The following is a 16,831-nucleotide window of genomic DNA, read 5'->3' on the forward strand; positions in this document are numbered from 1 at the left end:
CATGCTGGATAGACTGCTGGCCCTGCTTGTTCTGGCGATCGTCCTCGGCGTCCCGCTGGGGCTGATCTTCCTGGTCACCGGGCAATTCCTGATGGACTTCGTGTTCTTCTACCCGCTGTTCATGTCCGGGTTGTGGATTTCCGGTGGCCTGTATTTCTGGCTGCACTGGGAACGGCACTGGCCGTGGAAGGACGACACCCTGCCGCCACCGCTGGAAGGCGAACCGCTGATTTCGATCCTGATCCCTTGCTACAACGAGGGCGACAACGCCGCCGACACCATCCACGCGGCGCTGGCGCAGCACTACCCGAACATCGAAGTCATCGCGATCAACGACGGCTCCAAGGACAACACCGCGCAAGTGCTGGATGCGCTGGCCAAGGAAGATCCACGGCTGCGGGTGCTGCACCTGGCGGAAAACCAGGGCAAGGCCGTGGCCCTGCGCATGGGCGCCATCGCTGCGCGCAGCGAATATCTGGTGTGCATCGACGGTGACGCGCTGCTGGCGCCGAACACCGCCGCTTACCTTGTGGCGCCGATGCTCGACAACGCACGACTGGGTGCGGTGACCGGCAACCCACGAATCCGCACGCGTTCGACCCTGGTCGGTCGGGTTCAGGTCGGCGAGTTCTCGTCGATCATCGGGCTGATCAAGCGCACCCAGCGGGTGTTCGGGCGGATCTTTACGGTGTCGGGTGTGATCGTCGCGTTCCGCCGCACGGCGCTGAACCGGGTTGGCTACTGGAGCCCGGACATGATCACCGAAGACATCGACATCAGCTGGAAGCTGCAACTGGATCACTGGAGCATCTTCTACGAGCCCCGTGCCCTGTGCTGGATCCTGATGCCGGAAACCCTGCGCGGTCTGTGGAAACAGCGTCTGCGCTGGGCCCAGGGCGGCGCCGAAGTGCTGTTCAAGAACATTCGCGGGATCTGGCAGTACCGTCACCGTTACCTGTGGCCGCTGCTGTTCGAATACTGCCTGTCGACCGGTTGGGCGTTCACCTTCCTGTTGTCGGTGATCTTCTGGGCCGTCGGCAAGTTCGTGGTCATGCCTGAAGCGATTGCGGTCGATCACCTGATGCCCCCGGCGTTCACCGGTCTGCTGCTGGCGTTTGTCTGTCTGGTGCAGTTCGCGGTCAGCATCATCATTGACCGTCGTTACGAGCCGGGCCTGGGCAAGACCATGTTCTGGGTGGTCTGGTATCCGATTGCGTTTTGGTTCGTCAGCCTGCTGACCACGCTGGTCAGTTTCCCCAAAGTCTTGTTCGGCCAACACCAGAAGCGTGCGCGCTGGGTCAGTCCCGACCGGGGTATCAAGCCGCTCGGGGACGATGAAGAGGAGGTTATCAAATGAAAATCATCCGAACCCGCCAACGGCCGTTTCTGGTGGTGGTCGATGCGTTCTTCACCGTGCTGGCCTGGATCGGCCTGCTGTATCTGCTGGCGCGCGGTTTATGGCCGCTGATCGAGACCCACGAAGGCGGGCCGCGCATCGACAATTCGGCGTTCGAAGCCCTTGGCACCTTGCAGATTTACCTGTGGGTGGCGCTGGTCAACGCGGTGATCCTGATCGGCTGGGCGCGCTATCAGCAACGCAAGAGCCGAAGCTTCGCCCAGCGCCGCCTGCCGTCCCCGGTGGTCGACGATGAAGGGCTGAGCCGCAGCTTCAAATTGTGCGACGAGCGCTTTCAGAAACTGCGCGGGCCGGGCGTGATGACCATCCACAACGATCAGGACGGCGACGTCAGCCAAGTGGTGCCGCATCTGTGGCCGGTCCAGCCGCAGGAACTGCCGCCACCGCTGGCGCCTCTGGAACATCCTCGGGTGATATTTCTGCACGCCGAGGACGACGACAACCGCGAGCCGCTGAACCGGATCACCTGACGGCGCGAATCAGCCGCCAGGCTTCATCCATCGGCAGTGGTTGTTTCATGCGTTCGGCCAGCAGCGCCATCGCTCGCTCCTCTTCGCAGGCCACCGCCGCCACCACCACGCCCTTGCTCCCGAACAGCCCGATAAATGGCGGCTGTTCGGGTTCGCCGATAAATTCGACCGCATCCCACGCCTCGGCGTGACCGAGATAGTCGTAGTTGCGGCCGAAATGCCAGGTCCAGAAATACGGCACGTCGAGGTAATGCTCGTCGCCACCGAGCAGGTTGGCGGCGGCGATCCGCGCGTGCTGCTGGGCCAGGCGCCAGTGTTCGATGCGTTGTGGTTTGCCGTTCAACGGGAAGGTGGCGATATCGCCAATCGCCCACAGGCCGTCAGCCACGCGCAGGCTGGCATCGACCAACAGTGATTGATCCTCCTCGCGCGGCAGGTCGCCGAAGGCTTCGGTGGCCGGATGTACGCCGATTCCCGCCAACACCAGATCCGCCGACAGGCGCAGACCGTTGTCGAGCAACACCGCCTCGACCTTGCCGTCGCCGGTGATCTCCCTGGCTTCGTGATCGGTGATGAATTTCACGCCGTGTTCTTCATGCAGTGCCCGGATCGCCTTGCCCACGGCTTCACCGAATTGCGCCGCGAAGGGAATCTCGTGACGCGCCAGCACCGTCACCTCGAGACCGTGCTGGCGCAGGGCCGAGGCGCATTCGAGCGCAATGAAACTGTCACCGATGATCACCGCGCGCTGGCCTGGCTGGGCGGCGTCCATGATGGATTGCGCCTGGGCTTTGCAGCGCAGGACAAACACCTGGGGCAGGTCGGCGCCGGGTAACTCCAATGCGTTGGGCGTCGCGCCGGTGGCCAGCACCGCCGCGCTGTAATGCAGTGTGCGGCCATCGCTCAGGTGAAGGGTTTTGGTATCGGCATCGAGCCCTGTGACCTCGCCTGAAACCCGGTTGATGTGCTGTTCGCGGTAAAAATCGTCATCGCGCAGCGGCGGGGTTTCCGCCGACGGCATTTCCCCGGACAGCACGAATTTGCTCAGCACCGTGCGGTCGTAGCCGGCGTCCGGCTCGCGGTCGATCAGCACGATTCGCCCGCCGAAGCCTTTTTCCCGCAGGGCGGCGGCGCAGGCCGTTCCCCCGGCACCGGCGCCGACGATGACAAAGGTGCGCGGATCGTCCTGCGGCGGGGTGTGCGGATCCGGCAGCGGCTGGTCATCGACCCACACCTCGTCGCCGCGCAGTTCCAGCGGATAGCGCTTGAGGCTGTCCAGCGCCGGCGGCTCGCACAGCGCGCCATCTTCGGCACGAAAAGCTGCCTTGTGCCACGGGCAGATCAGCCGGCCGTGGCATAACGCACCTTCCGCCAGCGGCGCGCCGGCGTGCGGGCATTCGCCCTGAAAGGCGCGCAACTGGCCGGCGGCGCGCAGCAGGACGATCTTGCAGTCGCCGATCTGCACCTCCAGCCCACGGTCTTCAGGCACATCGGCGAAACGGGCGACACGGTGCAGGGTCATGGTCGTGCTCCTCACAGGCATTTCTCATACGAGTTTGGGCCGCATTGCGAGGTTCAGCCATTTGCCACTGCCACGGCACGAACGGTACGGCTATAGTTTGCAGGCCGACGAAGGCCCAACTGCACAAGGTGCTCCCGGAATGACCCGATTGACCTCTCTCAACCCTTGGCTGGCGGCCGTTGCCGTCGCCCTTTGCGTGCAGTTTCCGGCGCAGGCCCAGGAGCGTTTCACCCTCAGCATTCCCGGCGTGTCGGATAACCGCCTGTTCACCTCGGCGGCGGCCAGCGATGCGGCCGGCTGCGGCGGTAAGAACCAGTCGCCGGCCCTGAGCTGGAATGCCGGCCCGAGCGGAACCCTGAGCTACGCCATCGTCATGCACGATCCGGACGGCCAGAAAGGCGCGGGTGTCGATCACTGGATTCACTACGGCATCAAGGCCACGACCCGGCAGATTGCCGCCGGCGTTGGCGCCAAATCGGCCCTTGAAGGCGTCGGTGGCACCAACAGCAAAGGCACCACCAGCTACGTCGGCCCGTGCCCACCGGTTGGCGACAGCGCGCACCACTACATCATCCAGATCTACGCCCTGGATCTGGCCCCGGACGCCTTGCCCGCCGGCCTGACCCGCGCCCAGCTGATGGAAAAAATCAAAGGCCACGTGCTGCGCAACAGCAGTGCGGTGCGGCGTTATCACCGCTGAAAAAATTTTTGGCGAGGTTTAACCCGAACGCAAAGGGCTGCCCGTCTCAGGGGATGAATGGATCAATTCTTCCCCGAGGTCAGCCCCCATGTCCCTTCCTTCCACGCTTCTGCGCCCCCTTGCTGCCAGTGTGTTGCTGGTGGTTGCCGGTTGCGGTGTTTCCTCCAGCCCGGAAACCACCGTCGCGCCGCCGCCGGCGCAGACCGAACTGAAATCTTCCGTGCAGCCTGAAGCGGTCATGGCCGACAGCGCGATGGCCAAACGCAGTGTACGGGCAGCGCCGATTGCCAGTTTTGCACCGCTGCCGGCCGCTGAAAGTTATCCACAGGGCTATCGCGACGAGCAGCGCGAGCAGTACGCCAAGCTGGCCGACAACCCGATCCACAGCGTCGCCGAAACCCCGGTCTCGACCTTTAGCGCCGATGTCGACACTGGCGCCTATGCCAACGTGCGACGGCTGCTCAATCAAGGTCGACTGCCGCCGGAAGGCGCGGTGCGGCTGGAGGAGATGGTCAATTACTTTCCCTACGACTACGCGCTGCCGAGCGATGGCTCGCCCTTCGGCGTGACCACCGAACTCGCCGCCTCACCGTGGAACCCGCACACCCGCTTGCTGCGCATCGGCATCAAGGCCTCCGACCGCGCGGTGGCGGAACTGGACCCGGTCAATCTGGTATTTCTGGTGGATGTGTCCGGCTCGATGGACCGCCCCGAAGGCTTGCCGCGGGTCAAAAGCACCCTGAAGTTGCTGGTCGATCAATTGCGCGAGCAGGATCGGGTTTCGCTGGTGGTGTATGCCGGCGAATCCAGAGTGGTGCTGGAGCCGACTTCCGGACGGGAAAAAACGAAAATTCGCACAGCCATCGAGCAATTGACCGCCGGCGGCTCGACTGCGGGCGCTTCAGGCATCGAGTTGGCTTATCAGATGGCGCAGCAGGCGTTCGTCCCCAACGGCATCAACCGCATCCTGTTGGCCACCGATGGCGACTTCAACGTCGGCATCAGCGACTTCGACAGCCTGAAACAAATGGCTGTGGATAAACGCAAGACCGGCATTTCCCTGACCACCCTGGGTTTCGGTGTGGATAACTACAATGAACACCTGATGGAGCAACTGGCTGATGCCGGTGATGGCAACTACGCCTACATCGACAACCTGCGTGAAGCGCGCAAGGTGCTGGTGGATCAACTCGGTTCGACCCTCGCCGTGGTGGCGAAAAACGTCAAGTTGCAGGTCGAGTTCAACCCGGCGCAGGTCAGCGAATACCGGCTGCTCGGTTACGAGAACCGCGCGTTGAAGCGTGAGGATTTCAGCAATGACAAGGTCGATGCCGGTGAAATCGGTGCGGGCCATACGGTGACGGCGCTGTATGAAATTGTCCCGGCAGGCGAGAAGGGCTGGCTGGAACCGCTGCGCTATGGAAAAACCGATGCAGTGGTTTCCGAGAAGAAAGGAGAATTGGCAATGTTGCGCGTGCGATATCAAAAGCCTGAGGGTGGGAAAAGTCTGCTGATCGAGCGGCCGATTGCCAGTCAGGTTGCGTCCGCCAGTGAAGACCTGCGTTTCGCTGCCGCGGTCGCTGCGTTTTCCCAGCAACTCAAGGACGGCCGCTACACCGGCGAATTCAGCCTCAAGGACACCGAAGCCCTGGCCCGAGGTGCACGCGGCGATGACCGCTTCGGCCTGCGCAACGAGTTCGTGCAACTGGTGGAACTGGCGCAGAGCCTGCGTACGTCCACGGCCTCCAACACAATGTCCACCGAGCGACGGATTGAATAGTGAGCCGCCTCAAAGGCTTCATCACCCAGCTGTTTGCTTCTGCAGACAGCCTTGAGGCTAGCAGCGACGAATCGCTGCTGGCCCGTTATCGCGAGGGTGACGGCAAGGCGTTCGAGATCCTGTACGCCCGTCATCGCCAGAGCCTTTACCGGTTTCTGCTCGGTTTGAGCGGCAAACCGGAACTGGCCGACGAGGTGTTCCAGGTGACCTGGCTGAGCCTGATCCGCAGCGCCAGTCAGCCACAAGGCCGGGCGACCTTTCGTACATGGTTGTTCCAGATTGCCCGCAATCGCCTGATCGACCACTGGCGCAAACACGGCGCCCGGCAACCGCTGCATGACAGCTACGACGAGCAATTCCACGCCGTCAGCGACGACGCCTCCGATCCCGAACAACTGCTCAACCTCAGCCGCGACAGCCAGCGCCTGGAGAGCGCCCTGCAATCCTTGCCCGCCGACCAGCGCGAAGTGTTCCTGCTGCGCGCCCATGGCGACCTCGACCTGGCGCAAATCGCCAGCCTCACCGAAACACCGCTGGAAACCGTCAAGAGCCGCTTGCGCTACGCCCAGCAAAAACTGCGTCGGCTGCTGGCCGAGGAGGTACTGACATGACGGATACCCGCCTGACACCCGAAGAGCAAGTGCTCAAGCATGTGCGCGAACAGCACAACGCCGAGCCGCCGGCGCATCTCGATGCGCTGATCCTAAACGCCGCCCACCGTGAAACCACGGCGCCAAGGCAGAGCCTGTGGCAACGCTGGCTCAAGGCCTGCCAGAAGCCGCGCCACCAAGTGGCTTTTGCCAGTCTGGTCGGCATCGCGCTGATGCTGTCGCTGGTGCAGCGTGCGCCGGAACCCGTGGCTCAATTCGATTTCGCCCCTGCTGCCAAACCGGCTGCGCCTGGGGGCCGCCAGGAGGCCCGATCGCTGTCGGCTCCTGCCGGCGCACTTTCCGCACCAGCTCCCGCGCCGATTGCGGAAATGGCCGCGCCGATGCAGAGCGAATCGATCAGCGCCGACACGGCGGACGAAGCCAAGGTCAGCAAGCGCGCCGCCGCCCCGGTCAACGGTCTCGACGCGCAGTTGCGCGAAGTTCTGCGCCTGCGCGAGTCCGGCCAGTCGCAAGCGGCCGACAGCCTGTTCAACAACCTGCACAAGCGCTACCCGAACGTAAATCTCGACCTGCGACTGGAAAAAATCCGCAAGAACTGACTGTATCAGCCATCCGCCATTTGGCATTGACCCGCAAAAACGCGCACTATCGGGTCATTGCCGATGCGCTGGAGGATGCCGTGGCCCAAAAAATCGACCGCATCGCCCAAATGCTCAACTGCCCGGTCAAGGGTGAGGAACTGCGGCGGGCAGTGACGGAGAGTCGCAAGGAGTTTCTTCTGGCCAAGCAGGCAGAAGAGGATCTGGAGGACGACGTTCTCGATGATGACTTGATCGAGGACGAGGAAGACGATGATGAATATGACGAGTTTGACTGGACGACGGAGTGAGTCGCCCGTCAGCAGGCACAAAAAAGCCCCGGACCATCACAGTCCGGGGCTTTCTCGTTTAAATCAATGGCGCACCAGGCGGGATTCGAACCCACGACCCCTGCCTTCGGAGGGCAGTACTCTATCCAGCTGAGCTACTGGTGCAGCGGGCGACATCATACCTAGGTCGGCTCGGGGCGTCCATGCCGGGTTTTGGCGTGGTTTGTCAGTGCAAGTGTCGGTTTGAAAACCCTGCATTCCATAAAGCTGTAACGTCCTGCAAAAGGCTCGCTTGGCGCTTTGGGGAGGCTGTTCTATGGTTTCCCTGCGATCGGGGCTGTGGGTACGTTGATCTGAAATGTTCAGCAATTGCGGCGTTTTTGTTCTTTTTTTCGAACGCCCTATTGTCCTTCAACCCCTTTGAACCTAGGATTCGTTTGAGATTTCAAACGCTCCTGATCCAGGTGCTGAGCCGCACGCGTTTCGAGTCGTGCGCTATTCATGTGCCAGCCCGGTGAATGATTTCCCTGACGGCAGCCTTGCGAGGCGCCTTTCTACAATCATAATTTTGCTCCGCGCCTTGCGCGGTGCTGTTAAGGAAAGCCGACATGCAGCTTAAAGACACCCAGTTGTTCCGCCAGCAAGCCTTCATCGATGGCGCATGGGTCGACGCGGACAACGGTCAGACGATCAAGGTCAACAACCCGGCCACTGGCGAGATTCTGGGCACCGTGCCGAAAATGGGCGCTGCCGAAACCCGCCGCGCCATCGAAGCCGCCGACAAGGCGCTTCCGGCCTGGCGTGCACTGACCGCCAAGGAGCGTGCAGGCAAACTGCGTCGCTGGTTCGAACTGATGATCGAGCACCAGGACGACCTCGCTCGCCTGATGACCCTCGAGCAAGGCAAACCGCTGGCCGAAGCCAAGGGCGAAATCGTTTACGCCGCTTCGTTCATCGAGTGGTTCGCCGAAGAAGCCAAGCGCATTTACGGCGACGTGATTCCGGGCCACCAGCCGGACAAGCGCCTGATCGTGATCAAACAACCGATCGGCGTGACCGCTGCCATCACCCCGTGGAACTTCCCGGCGGCGATGATCACTCGTAAGGCAGGTCCTGCGCTGGCCGCCGGTTGCACCATGGTGCTCAAGCCGGCTTCGCAAACTCCGTTTTCCGCATTCGCTCTGGCCGAACTGGCCCAGCGCGCCGGCATCCCTAAAGGTGTGTTCAGCGTGGTCTCCGGCAGCGCCGGCGACATCGGCAGCGAGCTGACCAGCAACCCGATCGTGCGCAAACTGTCCTTCACCGGCTCGACCGAAATCGGTCGTCAGCTGATGTCGGAATGCGCCAAGGACATCAAGAAAGTCTCCCTGGAACTGGGCGGCAACGCGCCGTTCATCGTGTTCGACGACGCGGACCTGGATAAGGCCGTCGAAGGCGCGATCATTTCCAAGTACCGCAACAACGGCCAGACCTGCGTCTGCGCCAACCGTCTGTACATTCAGGATTCGGTCTACGACGCGTTCGCCGAGAAGCTGAAAGTGGCAGTCGCCAAGCTGAAGATCGGCAACGGTCTGGAAGAAGGCACCACCACTGGCCCGCTGATCGACGAGAAAGCCGTGGCCAAGGTGCAAGAGCACATCGCTGACGCGGTGAGCAAAGGCGCAACCGTTCTGGCCGGTGGCAAGCCGATGGAAGGCAACTTCTTCGAGCCGACCATCCTGACCAACGTGCCGAAAGACGCGGCGGTGGCCAAGGAAGAAACCTTCGGTCCGCTGGCGCCGCTGTTCCGCTTCAAAGACGAAGCCGAAGTGATCGCGATGTCGAACGACACCGAGTTCGGTCTGGCCTCGTACTTCTACGCTCGCGACCTGGGCCGTGTGTTCCGTGTGGCTGAAGCCCTGGAATACGGCATGGTCGGCGTCAACACCGGGCTGATCTCCAACGAAGTCGCACCGTTCGGCGGCATCAAGGCCTCGGGCCTGGGCCGTGAAGGCTCCAAGTACGGCATCGAAGATTACCTGGAAATCAAATACCTCTGCCTGGGCATCTAAGCCTCGGTAGAAGATCGCTGTAAACGCAAAGGGCACGAGAGCGCTGTCCCTTTGCGTCGTTTCAAACCGGAATTTTCTCTGCGGCCGGGAACGCCGTGGCAGTCGATCATCGCATGCTGCCACCGCCGATTCCTCCCGCTTTATCCTTGAACCACGCCGCCCGATGAGCGGCGAATGAGGACTGTAATGAGCAAGACTAACGCTGAACTGATGGCCCGTCGTACCGCAGCTGTTCCACGTGGTGTTGGCCAGATTCACCCGATCTTCGCCGAGTCCGCGAAGAACGCGACAGTGACCGACGTTGAAGGTCGTGAATTCATCGACTTCGCCGGCGGTATCGCCGTACTGAACACCGGCCACGTGCACCCGAAAATCATCGCCGCCGTGACCGAGCAGCTGAACAAGCTGACCCACACCTGCTTCCAGGTTCTGGCTTACGAGCCGTACGTCGAGCTGTGCGAGAAAATCAACGCTCGCGTACCGGGCGACTTCGCCAAGAAAACCCTGCTGGTGACCACCGGTTCCGAAGCCGTTGAAAACGCCGTCAAGATCGCCCGTGCCGCCACTGGCCGCGCTGGCGTGATCGCCTTCACCGGCGCTTACCACGGTCGCACCATGATGACCCTGGGCCTGACCGGTAAAGTCGTGCCTTACTCGGCCGGCATGGGCCTGATGCCAGGCGGCATCTTCCGCGCGCTGTACCCGAACGAACTGCACGGCGTGAGCATCGACGACTCGATCGCTTCCATCGAGCGCATCTTCAAGAACGACGCAGAGCCGAAAGACATCGCCGCGATCATCATCGAGCCTGTGCAGGGTGAAGGTGGTTTCTACGTCGCGCCGAAAGAATTCATGAAGCGTCTGCGCGCCCTGTGCGACCAACACGGCATCCTGCTGATCGCTGACGAAGTGCAGACCGGCGCTGGCCGTACCGGCACCTTCTTCGCCATGGAACAGATGGGCGTTGCTGCCGATCTGACCACCTTCGCCAAGTCCATCGCTGGCGGCTTCCCGCTGGCCGGTGTCTGCGGCAAGGCCGAATACATGGACGCCATCGCGCCAGGTGGCCTGGGTGGCACCTACGCCGGTAGCCCGATCGCTTGCGCCGCGGCCCTGGCCGTGATGGAAGTGTTCGAAGAAGAAAAACTGCTGGACCGCTGCAAGGCTGTCGGCGAGCGTCTGGTTACCGGCCTGAAAGCCATCCAGGCCAAGTACCCGGTGATCGGCGAAGTCCGTGCCCTGGGCGCCATGATCGCGGTCGAGCTGTTCGAAAACGGCGACAGCCACAAGCCAAACCCGACTGCCGTCGCGGCTGTCGTGGCCAAGGCGCGTGACAAGGGCCTGATCCTGCTGTCCTGCGGCACCTACGGCAACGTGCTGCGCGTCCTGGTACCGCTGACCTCGCCGGACGAGCAACTGGACAAAGGCCTGGCGATCATCGAAGAGTGCTTCTCGGAGCTGTAATCCGTAGCACCGTGTGATCGGATCGACAAAAAACCCGCTTCGGCGGGTTTTTTCATGCCGGGAGAAACACCTGTGCGGTTTTCAGGTTGTACCGAAACGCCAGCATTGGCTAAGGTTCAAGCATTGCAAGGGAGGGCGAGCATGACGGCCGTTGATTTACCCGCTGTACCGAGAGTCCTGATTGCCGAGGCCGACCCGTGGTCTCGTGACCTGCTCAAACAAGTGTTGCTGAATGTGCGCTGCGATGCGCGGCTGGATCTGTGCGCCGATGGCCAGGAGGCAATGACGCTGCTCAGCGAAGTGCCCTATGACCTGGCGATCGTCGACTGGGAGTTGCCCGGCGTCGATGGCTTGAACGTATTGCGCAGCGTGCGCCAGCGCAGACGCAATCCGCCGCTGCCGTTCATTCTGATGAGCAGCCGCAACGACAGCGCCAGCGTGCGCGAAGCCTTGCCGCTGGCACCGACCGCCTACCTGGCCAAACCCCTGAACATGGAAAGCCTGACCGAACGTTTGCAGGGACTGCTGCTGAACGCCGGCGAAGAAGTGTTCTGTGAAGTACCGGCGCTGGCGCCGGGCATGACATTGTCGGTGTTCCTCGAACGCCGCCGCGAGCAGGCCGACGGCGCGCCGCTGATGACCGACGTGCAGGTGGCGGTCAAGCGCAGCCTCAATCCCAACGGCCTGGATCTGAAGCTGCTGGAAGAGGAAATTCGCACCGACCCGCAGATCACCGCCGTGTTGATCGCCGCCGCCAACAGCGCCGCCCAGCACCACGGTGCGCCAGTGCAGACTCTGGCCCAGGCGCTGCATCGTCTGGGCACCGGTCAAAGCATGAACCTGATCCTTGGTTTGGCACTCAAGCGCAGCGCCCGGCTCAGCGACCCGTGTCTGGCCGACTACGCCGAGCGCTATTGGGGCCTGTCGCTGCACACCGCCGAGTACGCCCGCACGCTGGCGCGGCTGCTCGATCTGGATCAGGAGCGCTGCTATTGCGCCGGGATGCTCCATCGCCTCGGTGATCTGGCGTTGCTGCGTTGTCTGCAGGAGTGGAAGCAGGCCGGCGGCGAGCTGGATGAGCTGGAGGAAGTCGGCGATGCGCTGGCCGAATTCGGTGCGGCGTATGGCTCGGCGCTGCGCACTCGCTGGCGTTTGCCGTTGGAACTGCGCGAGCTGATTGCCTCGGTCTACCAGCTCGGTGGCGGGGTGTATTCCCGCGAGGCACTGGTGATGAACATGGCGGCGCAGATGGCGCGGCTGACCGAGCATGAAGGCGTCGAGGAACTGGCGAAGAGCCGCACGGCGCGCTTGCTCAAAATCGGCTTGCCGGAGCTGATACGGATGCGCAAATAGCGGTTTGATTGCGCATCCAGTCTTGAATCAGGCGGAAATGATCCGGTTCTTGCCCTGGCGCTTGGCCTCGTACATCGCCGCGTCTGCGCGGGCGAACAGGGTGTCGAGGCTTTCATCTTCCGGGGTGAGGCTGGTCAGGCCCTGGCTGACGGTGATACCGAACGTCTGTTCACCATGGTTGAAACTCAGCCGCTGGATTTCCCGTTGCAGCCGTTCGGCCACCTGCATCGCCATGTCCGGCGCACAGCCCGGGAAAACCGCAGCGAATTCCTCACCGCCAATCCGTCCGAACAGGTCTCCCCGGCGCAATGATGCTCGCCCGCATTCGGCGATCCGTTGCAGCACGTTGTCGCCCTCCGGGTGGCCGTAGGTGTCGTTGATCACTTTGAAGTCATCGATGTCCAGCAGCAGGAACGCCATTTGCGCGCCTTGCAGGCGGGCTTGTTCAAATTCCCGGTGGGCACATTCGAAGAAGTGTCGGCGATTGCTGCTCTGGGTCAGTACGTCGGTGGTGGCCAGGCGTTGCAACTCGGTTTCCATTTGCTTCTTGTCGGTGATGTCTTCGGCGATGCCGACGATGATCACCGGTTGCCCCGGTTCGTCCTGACGATTGATGAAGCACTTGTCGCTGACCCAGCGAACCTGGCCGTCGGCGGCGATGATCCGGTATTCGCGGTCTTCCACGGCGCCTTTGTGCAGCACTTCGGCGAGGCTGCGTTCGGCGTATTCCAGATCATCCGGGTAGATGCTGTCGCGCCACTGGTTGTAGTCGGCCAGCAACAGGCCGGCGGAACGACCGAAGATCCGCTCGTAAGCGGGGCTGACGTACAACACCTGACGGGTTTCCCAGTTGAAGGCCCAAAGCACGGCGTTGACGCTGACCAGCAGCGAACTGAACAGCTGCTCGCGTTCGCTGAGCCGGGCGACTTCGCCCTGGGCGTGCATCAATGCCATCAGGGTTTGCGCGGCCTCGGGCCACTGGGGAGGGGATGAGTCTTTTTGATTGTTGTTGACCATCGACACGAATCTCAAAGGGCGTGCCGATCAATCGACAACGGCCACGGGAAAACCCGCCGGGGGTGGCGAAGTGTCTTTGAGATAGGGGATCGACGGTGAAGTTCCGAAGGGTGCGCCCGGGAATGGGGCGCACCGATCAACGGCATCAGACGGCTGTTGGGCGCAGCGAGTAGGTTTTCAACTGGTCGGCGAATTCACGCAAGGACTGGATGCCGCTGGCCTCGGCCTCGTGTACCCATTCCTTGATGGCGGCGAGCATGTCGTGGCCATTTGCGCTGGTCTTGACCCAGATCTGCTGCAGGGCCAGACGTTTCTCGTAGATTACCTTCAGCGCCTGGCTGTGCTCGAGCATGTTCTGGATGCGCGCGTGGTGGCGATCTTCCAGCAGGCTGGTTTCCCGCGAGAGCAGGCGTTTGGCCCGGTGGAACTGGTGGCGTACCGAATGATCGACCTTGGCCAGTTCCTGCTTGACCAGCGGCCCGATCACCAGCTTGCGGTACTGGGCCATGATCTGGAAGCGGTTGTTGAGGATCGCCATGGCGGTGTCCATGTCCAGGCTGCCCTTGCCTTCGACGCGGTGGGCGATCGGCGCGACCCGCTGCACTTTGGCCAGTCGCAGGAAGCTGAAGACCTGGATCCACGCCCAACCGAGGTCGAACTCCCACTTCCTGACCGACAGCTTGGCCGAATTGGGGTAGGTGTGATGGTTGTTGTGCAGTTCTTCGCCGCCGATCAGGATGCCCCACGGCACCAGATTGGTCGCCGCGTCGCGGCATTCGAAGTTGCGGTAGCCAACGGCATGGCCCAGACCGTTGACCACACCGGCCGCCCAGACCGGAATCCACATCATCTGGATCGCCCAGATGGTGATGCCGATGGTGCCGAACAGCAGCAGGTCGACGACGGCCATGATCGCCACGCCCAGCAGCCGGTAGCGGCTGTAGAGGTTGCGCTCGATCCAGTCTTCGGGGCAGTTCTTGCCGTAGATGCGCAGGGTTTCCGGGTTCTGCGCTTCTTCGCGGTACAGCTCGGCACCTTTGCGCAGGACGGTGGACAGACCCTTGACGACCGGGCTGTGCGGGTCGTCTTCGGTTTCGCATTTGGCGTGGTGTTTGCGGTGGATGGCGGTCCACTCGCGGGTGTTCTGCGCCGTGGTCAGCCACAGCCAGAAACGGAAGAAATGCTTCAGGCCGGCATTCAGCTCCAGGGAGCGATGGGCCGAGTAGCGGTGCAAGTAGACCGTGACGGCAACGATCGTCACGTGGGTCATCACCAGGGTGACGGCGACCAGCGACCAGGCCGACAAGCCAAGAAAACCTTCGTACCACATAGGCTATAGGGCCCTCGATAAAGAAAAAACAGCCGTTGCATTATCACCAAGCACACAGATAAAACCAGTCGCCCTTTCAGATAAGAGATGGCTGGATGTTTCTTGACCTATAATCCCGACATTTTTGTAGGGACATGGACGGCCGAATGTCTGCCACATACCGCGATGCCTTGCGTGCAGCGCTGCTTTACCTGGTCCTTGCCGTGGTCTGGCTGCAAGGTACTGGTTATTTATTGAACAGTTTCTTCGATAGCTCTGACGAGTTGCTGCGCTGGCAACTGATCAACGGCTACCTGTTCGTGGCGCTCAGCGCCGGGTTGATCTTCCTGGCCCGGGCGCGGCTGTTCGAATGCCTGGGCATCGGCGCCCGATTGCGTGAACGCCAGGCAGATCGCGAACGCCTGCGTCAGGCCGCTGCGGTTTTCGATTGCACCCGCGAAGGCGTGCTGGTCACGGACCGGCAGGGGCTGATCGTGCACGTCAATCGCGCGTTCATGGAAATCACCGGTTATCAGCGCGATGAAGTCATCGGCCAGCAGCCCAGCCTGTTCAAGTCCGGGCATCATCCGCCGGGGTTCTATCAAGCGATGTTCGCTTCTTTACAGGCGCGGGACGAATGGAGCGGCGAGATCTGGAACCGGCGCAAGAGCGGTGAAATCTACCCGCAATGGCAGACGATCCGGGTCATTCGTGACGATGACAACCGGCTCAGCCATTACGTCGCGGTGTTTTCCGACATCAGCGCGATCAAGGATTCCGAGCACGAACTCAAGCACCTGGCCCACCACGATCCGCTGACCGACCTGCCCAACCGCCTGCTGTTCAGCGACCGCGCCGAACAGGCGCTGGCGTCGGCGCAGACCCACAAGCGCGGCTGCGCGCTGCTGATGATCGATCTGGACCATTTCAAACTGATCAACGACAGCCTCGGCCACACCATCGGTGACCGTTTGCTCAAGGCCGTCGCCGCGCGTTTGCAGGGGTTGTTCGGGCCGGGCATCACCCTGGCGCGGCTGGGCGGCGATGAATTCGCGGTTCTGCTGGAAAGTTGTCCACAGCCGGCACAGGCGGCAGCGCTGGCTCAGCGTATTCTCGATGCGCTCAAGGAGCCGTTCTGCCTCGACGGCCATGAACTGTTCATCAACGCCAGCCTCGGCATCAGCCTGTTTCCCAGCGATGCACTGAGCGCCGAACAGCTGTTGCGCAACGCCGATGCGGCGCTGTTCAAGGCCAAGAGCAGCGGCCGCAATGGCTACGCGCTGTACACCGAAGAGCTCACGGCTCACGCCCAGCAGCGGGTCGAAATCGCCTTCGAGTTGCGCCGCGCGCTGGAGCAGCAGGAACTGCGGGTCTACTACCAACCGGTGCACGACCTGCAAACCAGTCGCCTGATCGGCGTCGAGGCGCTGGTGCGCTGGGAGCATCCGCAGCGAGGCCTGGTGTCGCCGGCGGAGTTCATCCCGATTGCCGAGCGCACCGGGCTGATCTCGGAAATCGACGCCTGGGTCATGCAGCAGGCCTGCCGGCAGATGTGCCAATGGCAGCAGGCCGGGGTGGTGCTGTCGTTTGTCGCGGTGAACGTGTCCTCGCGGTTATTCGCTCGCCGCGAGTTGTATCAGCAGGTGGCGCAGGTGCTGCACGAGACCGGCCTGGATCCGGCCTATCTTGAGCTGGAAGTCACCGAAAGCGCGGTGATGGACGATCCGGAAGTCGCGCTGGAACAGATGCATCGTTTGCGCGAGCTGGGCATTCGTCTGGCCATCGATGACTTCGGCACCGGTTATTCGTCGTTGCTGCGGCTCAAGCGCCTGCCGGTGCAGAAGCTCAAGATCGATCAGGGTTTCGTCGCCGGCCTGCCGTGGGACGAGGACGATGCGGCGATCGTCCGGGTGATCATCGCCCTGGCCCGCAGCATGGGCATGCAGGTGCATGCCGAGGGCATCGAGCAGGTGGAACAGGCCGCGTTCCTACTGGAGCAGGCCTGTGATCTGGGGCAGGGCTACTGGTTTGGGCGGCCGGTCCCGGAAGCGCAAGTCGACTGGAACCGGGCGCCCTTGATCGGTTGATGACGGCGTACGGCGGGTTTGCCGGCGGGCAAATCCGCCGCAAACCCTTGCTGCATCACATAATGTTTTCCAGTTATATAAACATTCTTAAATAGTCTTTTTAAGAATATCCGCGCCTCTCTTATATTGCTCCCACGCCGAACGCAGTGCCGCCCACTGCCAGGCATATCCCATACAAAGGA

General features: G+C 62.1%; 14 protein-coding genes and 1 tRNA gene. 11 read left to right on the forward strand and 4 right to left on the reverse strand.

Features of this window, described 5'->3' with window-relative positions:
• Position 1 precedes the first annotated feature (1 nt).
• Both pgaC and pgaD read left to right on the forward strand, forming a co-directional pair.
• On the forward strand, positions 2-1,357 hold the full coding sequence (pgaC, locus tag PDR5_RS00840; RefSeq protein ID WP_064592607.1) for a poly-beta-1,6-N-acetyl-D-glucosamine synthase: 1,356 nt from the start codon (positions 2-4) through the stop codon (positions 1,355-1,357).
• On the forward strand, positions 1,354-1,887 hold the full coding sequence (pgaD, locus tag PDR5_RS00845; protein WP_039772993.1) for a poly-beta-1,6-N-acetyl-D-glucosamine biosynthesis protein PgaD: 534 nt from the start codon (positions 1,354-1,356) through the stop codon (positions 1,885-1,887). Before pgaC ends, pgaD begins: the two co-directional genes overlap by 4 nt.
• Here pgaD and PDR5_RS00850 read toward each other — a convergent pair.
• Entirely contained in the window at positions 1,880-3,409 is a 1,530-nt protein-coding gene (locus tag PDR5_RS00850) for an FAD-dependent oxidoreductase (protein ID WP_064592609.1), read from the reverse strand. The genes pgaD and PDR5_RS00850 overlap by 8 nt on opposite strands.
• A 139-nt stretch (positions 3,410-3,548) precedes the next feature.
• Here PDR5_RS00850 and PDR5_RS00855 point away from each other — a divergent pair, with 139 nt between their 5' ends.
• From PDR5_RS00855 to PDR5_RS00875, 5 genes are all read left to right on the forward strand, one after another.
• Positions 3,549-4,109: a YbhB/YbcL family Raf kinase inhibitor-like protein gene (locus tag PDR5_RS00855; protein ID WP_064592611.1), complete on the forward strand. Its 561-nt coding sequence runs from the start codon at positions 3,549-3,551 to the stop codon at positions 4,107-4,109.
• 88 nt (positions 4,110-4,197) lie between these two features.
• Complete coding sequence (locus PDR5_RS00860; RefSeq protein ID WP_064592613.1) at positions 4,198-5,889, forward strand: vWA domain-containing protein; 1,692 nt, start codon at positions 4,198-4,200, stop codon at positions 5,887-5,889.
• Positions 5,890-5,918: 29 nt separating this feature from the next.
• On the forward strand, positions 5,919-6,500 hold the full coding sequence (locus PDR5_RS00865; RefSeq protein WP_237233850.1) for an RNA polymerase sigma factor: 582 nt from the start codon (positions 5,919-5,921) through the stop codon (positions 6,498-6,500).
• The gene (locus PDR5_RS00870) at positions 6,497-7,099 is read left to right on the forward strand and encodes a hypothetical protein (RefSeq protein WP_064592617.1); all 603 of its coding nucleotides are present in this window, start codon (positions 6,497-6,499) and stop codon (positions 7,097-7,099) included. The genes PDR5_RS00865 and PDR5_RS00870 overlap by 4 nt, the downstream gene beginning before the upstream one ends.
• A gap of 20 nt (positions 7,100-7,119) precedes the next feature.
• Positions 7,120-7,389: a hypothetical protein gene (locus tag PDR5_RS00875; protein WP_232253888.1), complete on the forward strand. Its 270-nt coding sequence runs from the start codon at positions 7,120-7,122 to the stop codon at positions 7,387-7,389.
• A 67-nt stretch (positions 7,390-7,456) separates the two neighbouring features.
• On the opposite strand, the gene PDR5_RS00880 is transcribed toward PDR5_RS00875, so the two are convergent.
• A tRNA-Arg gene (locus tag PDR5_RS00880) sits at positions 7,457-7,533 on the reverse strand.
• A 443-nt stretch (positions 7,534-7,976) separates the two neighbouring features.
• Here PDR5_RS00880 and gabD point away from each other — a divergent pair.
• From gabD to PDR5_RS00895, 3 genes are all read left to right on the forward strand, one after another.
• Positions 7,977-9,419: an NADP-dependent succinate-semialdehyde dehydrogenase gene (gabD, locus tag PDR5_RS00885; protein WP_064592619.1), complete on the forward strand. Its 1,443-nt coding sequence runs from the start codon at positions 7,977-7,979 to the stop codon at positions 9,417-9,419.
• 186 nt (positions 9,420-9,605) lie between these two features.
• Positions 9,606-10,883: a 4-aminobutyrate--2-oxoglutarate transaminase gene (gene gabT, locus PDR5_RS00890; RefSeq protein ID WP_007957613.1), complete on the forward strand. Its 1,278-nt coding sequence runs from the start codon at positions 9,606-9,608 to the stop codon at positions 10,881-10,883.
• 141 nt (positions 10,884-11,024) lie between these two features.
• Complete coding sequence (locus PDR5_RS00895) at positions 11,025-12,236, forward strand: response regulator (protein WP_064592621.1); 1,212 nt, start codon at positions 11,025-11,027, stop codon at positions 12,234-12,236.
• A gap of 27 nt (positions 12,237-12,263) precedes the next feature.
• Here the strand turns inward: PDR5_RS00895 and PDR5_RS00900 are convergent, their stop codons facing one another.
• The gene (locus tag PDR5_RS00900; protein ID WP_064592624.1) at positions 12,264-13,253 is read right to left on the reverse strand and encodes a GGDEF domain-containing protein; all 990 of its coding nucleotides are present in this window, start codon (positions 13,251-13,253) and stop codon (positions 12,264-12,266) included.
• Positions 13,254-13,398: 145 nt separating this feature from the next.
• On the reverse strand, positions 13,399-14,583 hold the full coding sequence (gene desA, locus PDR5_RS00905; protein WP_064592625.1) for a delta-9 fatty acid desaturase DesA: 1,185 nt from the start codon (positions 14,581-14,583) through the stop codon (positions 13,399-13,401).
• A gap of 146 nt (positions 14,584-14,729) precedes the next feature.
• Here desA and dibA point away from each other — a divergent pair, with 146 nt between their 5' ends.
• Positions 14,730-16,649 carry a phosphodiesterase DibA gene (dibA, locus tag PDR5_RS00910; protein WP_064592627.1) on the forward strand — a complete coding sequence of 640 codons (1,920 nt, stop codon included), beginning with the start codon at positions 14,730-14,732 and terminating at the stop codon, positions 16,647-16,649.
• Positions 16,650-16,831 lie beyond the last annotated feature (182 nt).

This window comes from Pseudomonas sp. DR 5-09 (genome assembly GCF_001655595.1).
Taxonomy (GTDB): Bacteria; Pseudomonadota; Gammaproteobacteria; order Pseudomonadales; family Pseudomonadaceae; genus Aquipseudomonas; species Aquipseudomonas pharyngis.

Bases quoted from the DNA above. Each gene is read 5' to 3' on its own strand.
- pgaC (WP_064592607.1), top strand. From the start codon at position 2: ATGCTGGATAGACTGCTGGCCCTGCTTGTTCTGGCGATCGTCCTCGGC.
- pgaD (WP_039772993.1), top strand. From the start codon at position 1,354: ATGAAAATCATCCGAACCCGCCAACGGCCGTTTCTGGTGGTGGTCGAT.
- PDR5_RS00850 (WP_064592609.1), bottom strand. From the start codon at position 3,409: ATGACCCTGCACCGTGTCGCCCGTTTCGCCGATGTGCCTGAAGACCGT.
- PDR5_RS00855 (WP_064592611.1), top strand. From the start codon at position 3,549: ATGACCCGATTGACCTCTCTCAACCCTTGGCTGGCGGCCGTTGCCGTC.
- PDR5_RS00860 (WP_064592613.1), top strand. From the start codon at position 4,198: ATGTCCCTTCCTTCCACGCTTCTGCGCCCCCTTGCTGCCAGTGTGTTG.
- PDR5_RS00870 (WP_064592617.1), top strand. From the start codon at position 6,497: ATGACGGATACCCGCCTGACACCCGAAGAGCAAGTGCTCAAGCATGTG.
- gabD (WP_064592619.1), top strand. From the start codon at position 7,977: ATGCAGCTTAAAGACACCCAGTTGTTCCGCCAGCAAGCCTTCATCGAT.
- gabT (WP_007957613.1), top strand. From the start codon at position 9,606: ATGAGCAAGACTAACGCTGAACTGATGGCCCGTCGTACCGCAGCTGTT.
- PDR5_RS00895 (WP_064592621.1), top strand. From the start codon at position 11,025: ATGACGGCCGTTGATTTACCCGCTGTACCGAGAGTCCTGATTGCCGAG.
- PDR5_RS00900 (WP_064592624.1), bottom strand. From the start codon at position 13,253: ATGGTCAACAACAATCAAAAAGACTCATCCCCTCCCCAGTGGCCCGAG.
- desA (WP_064592625.1), bottom strand. From the start codon at position 14,583: ATGTGGTACGAAGGTTTTCTTGGCTTGTCGGCCTGGTCGCTGGTCGCC.
- dibA (WP_064592627.1), top strand. From the start codon at position 14,730: ATGTCTGCCACATACCGCGATGCCTTGCGTGCAGCGCTGCTTTACCTG.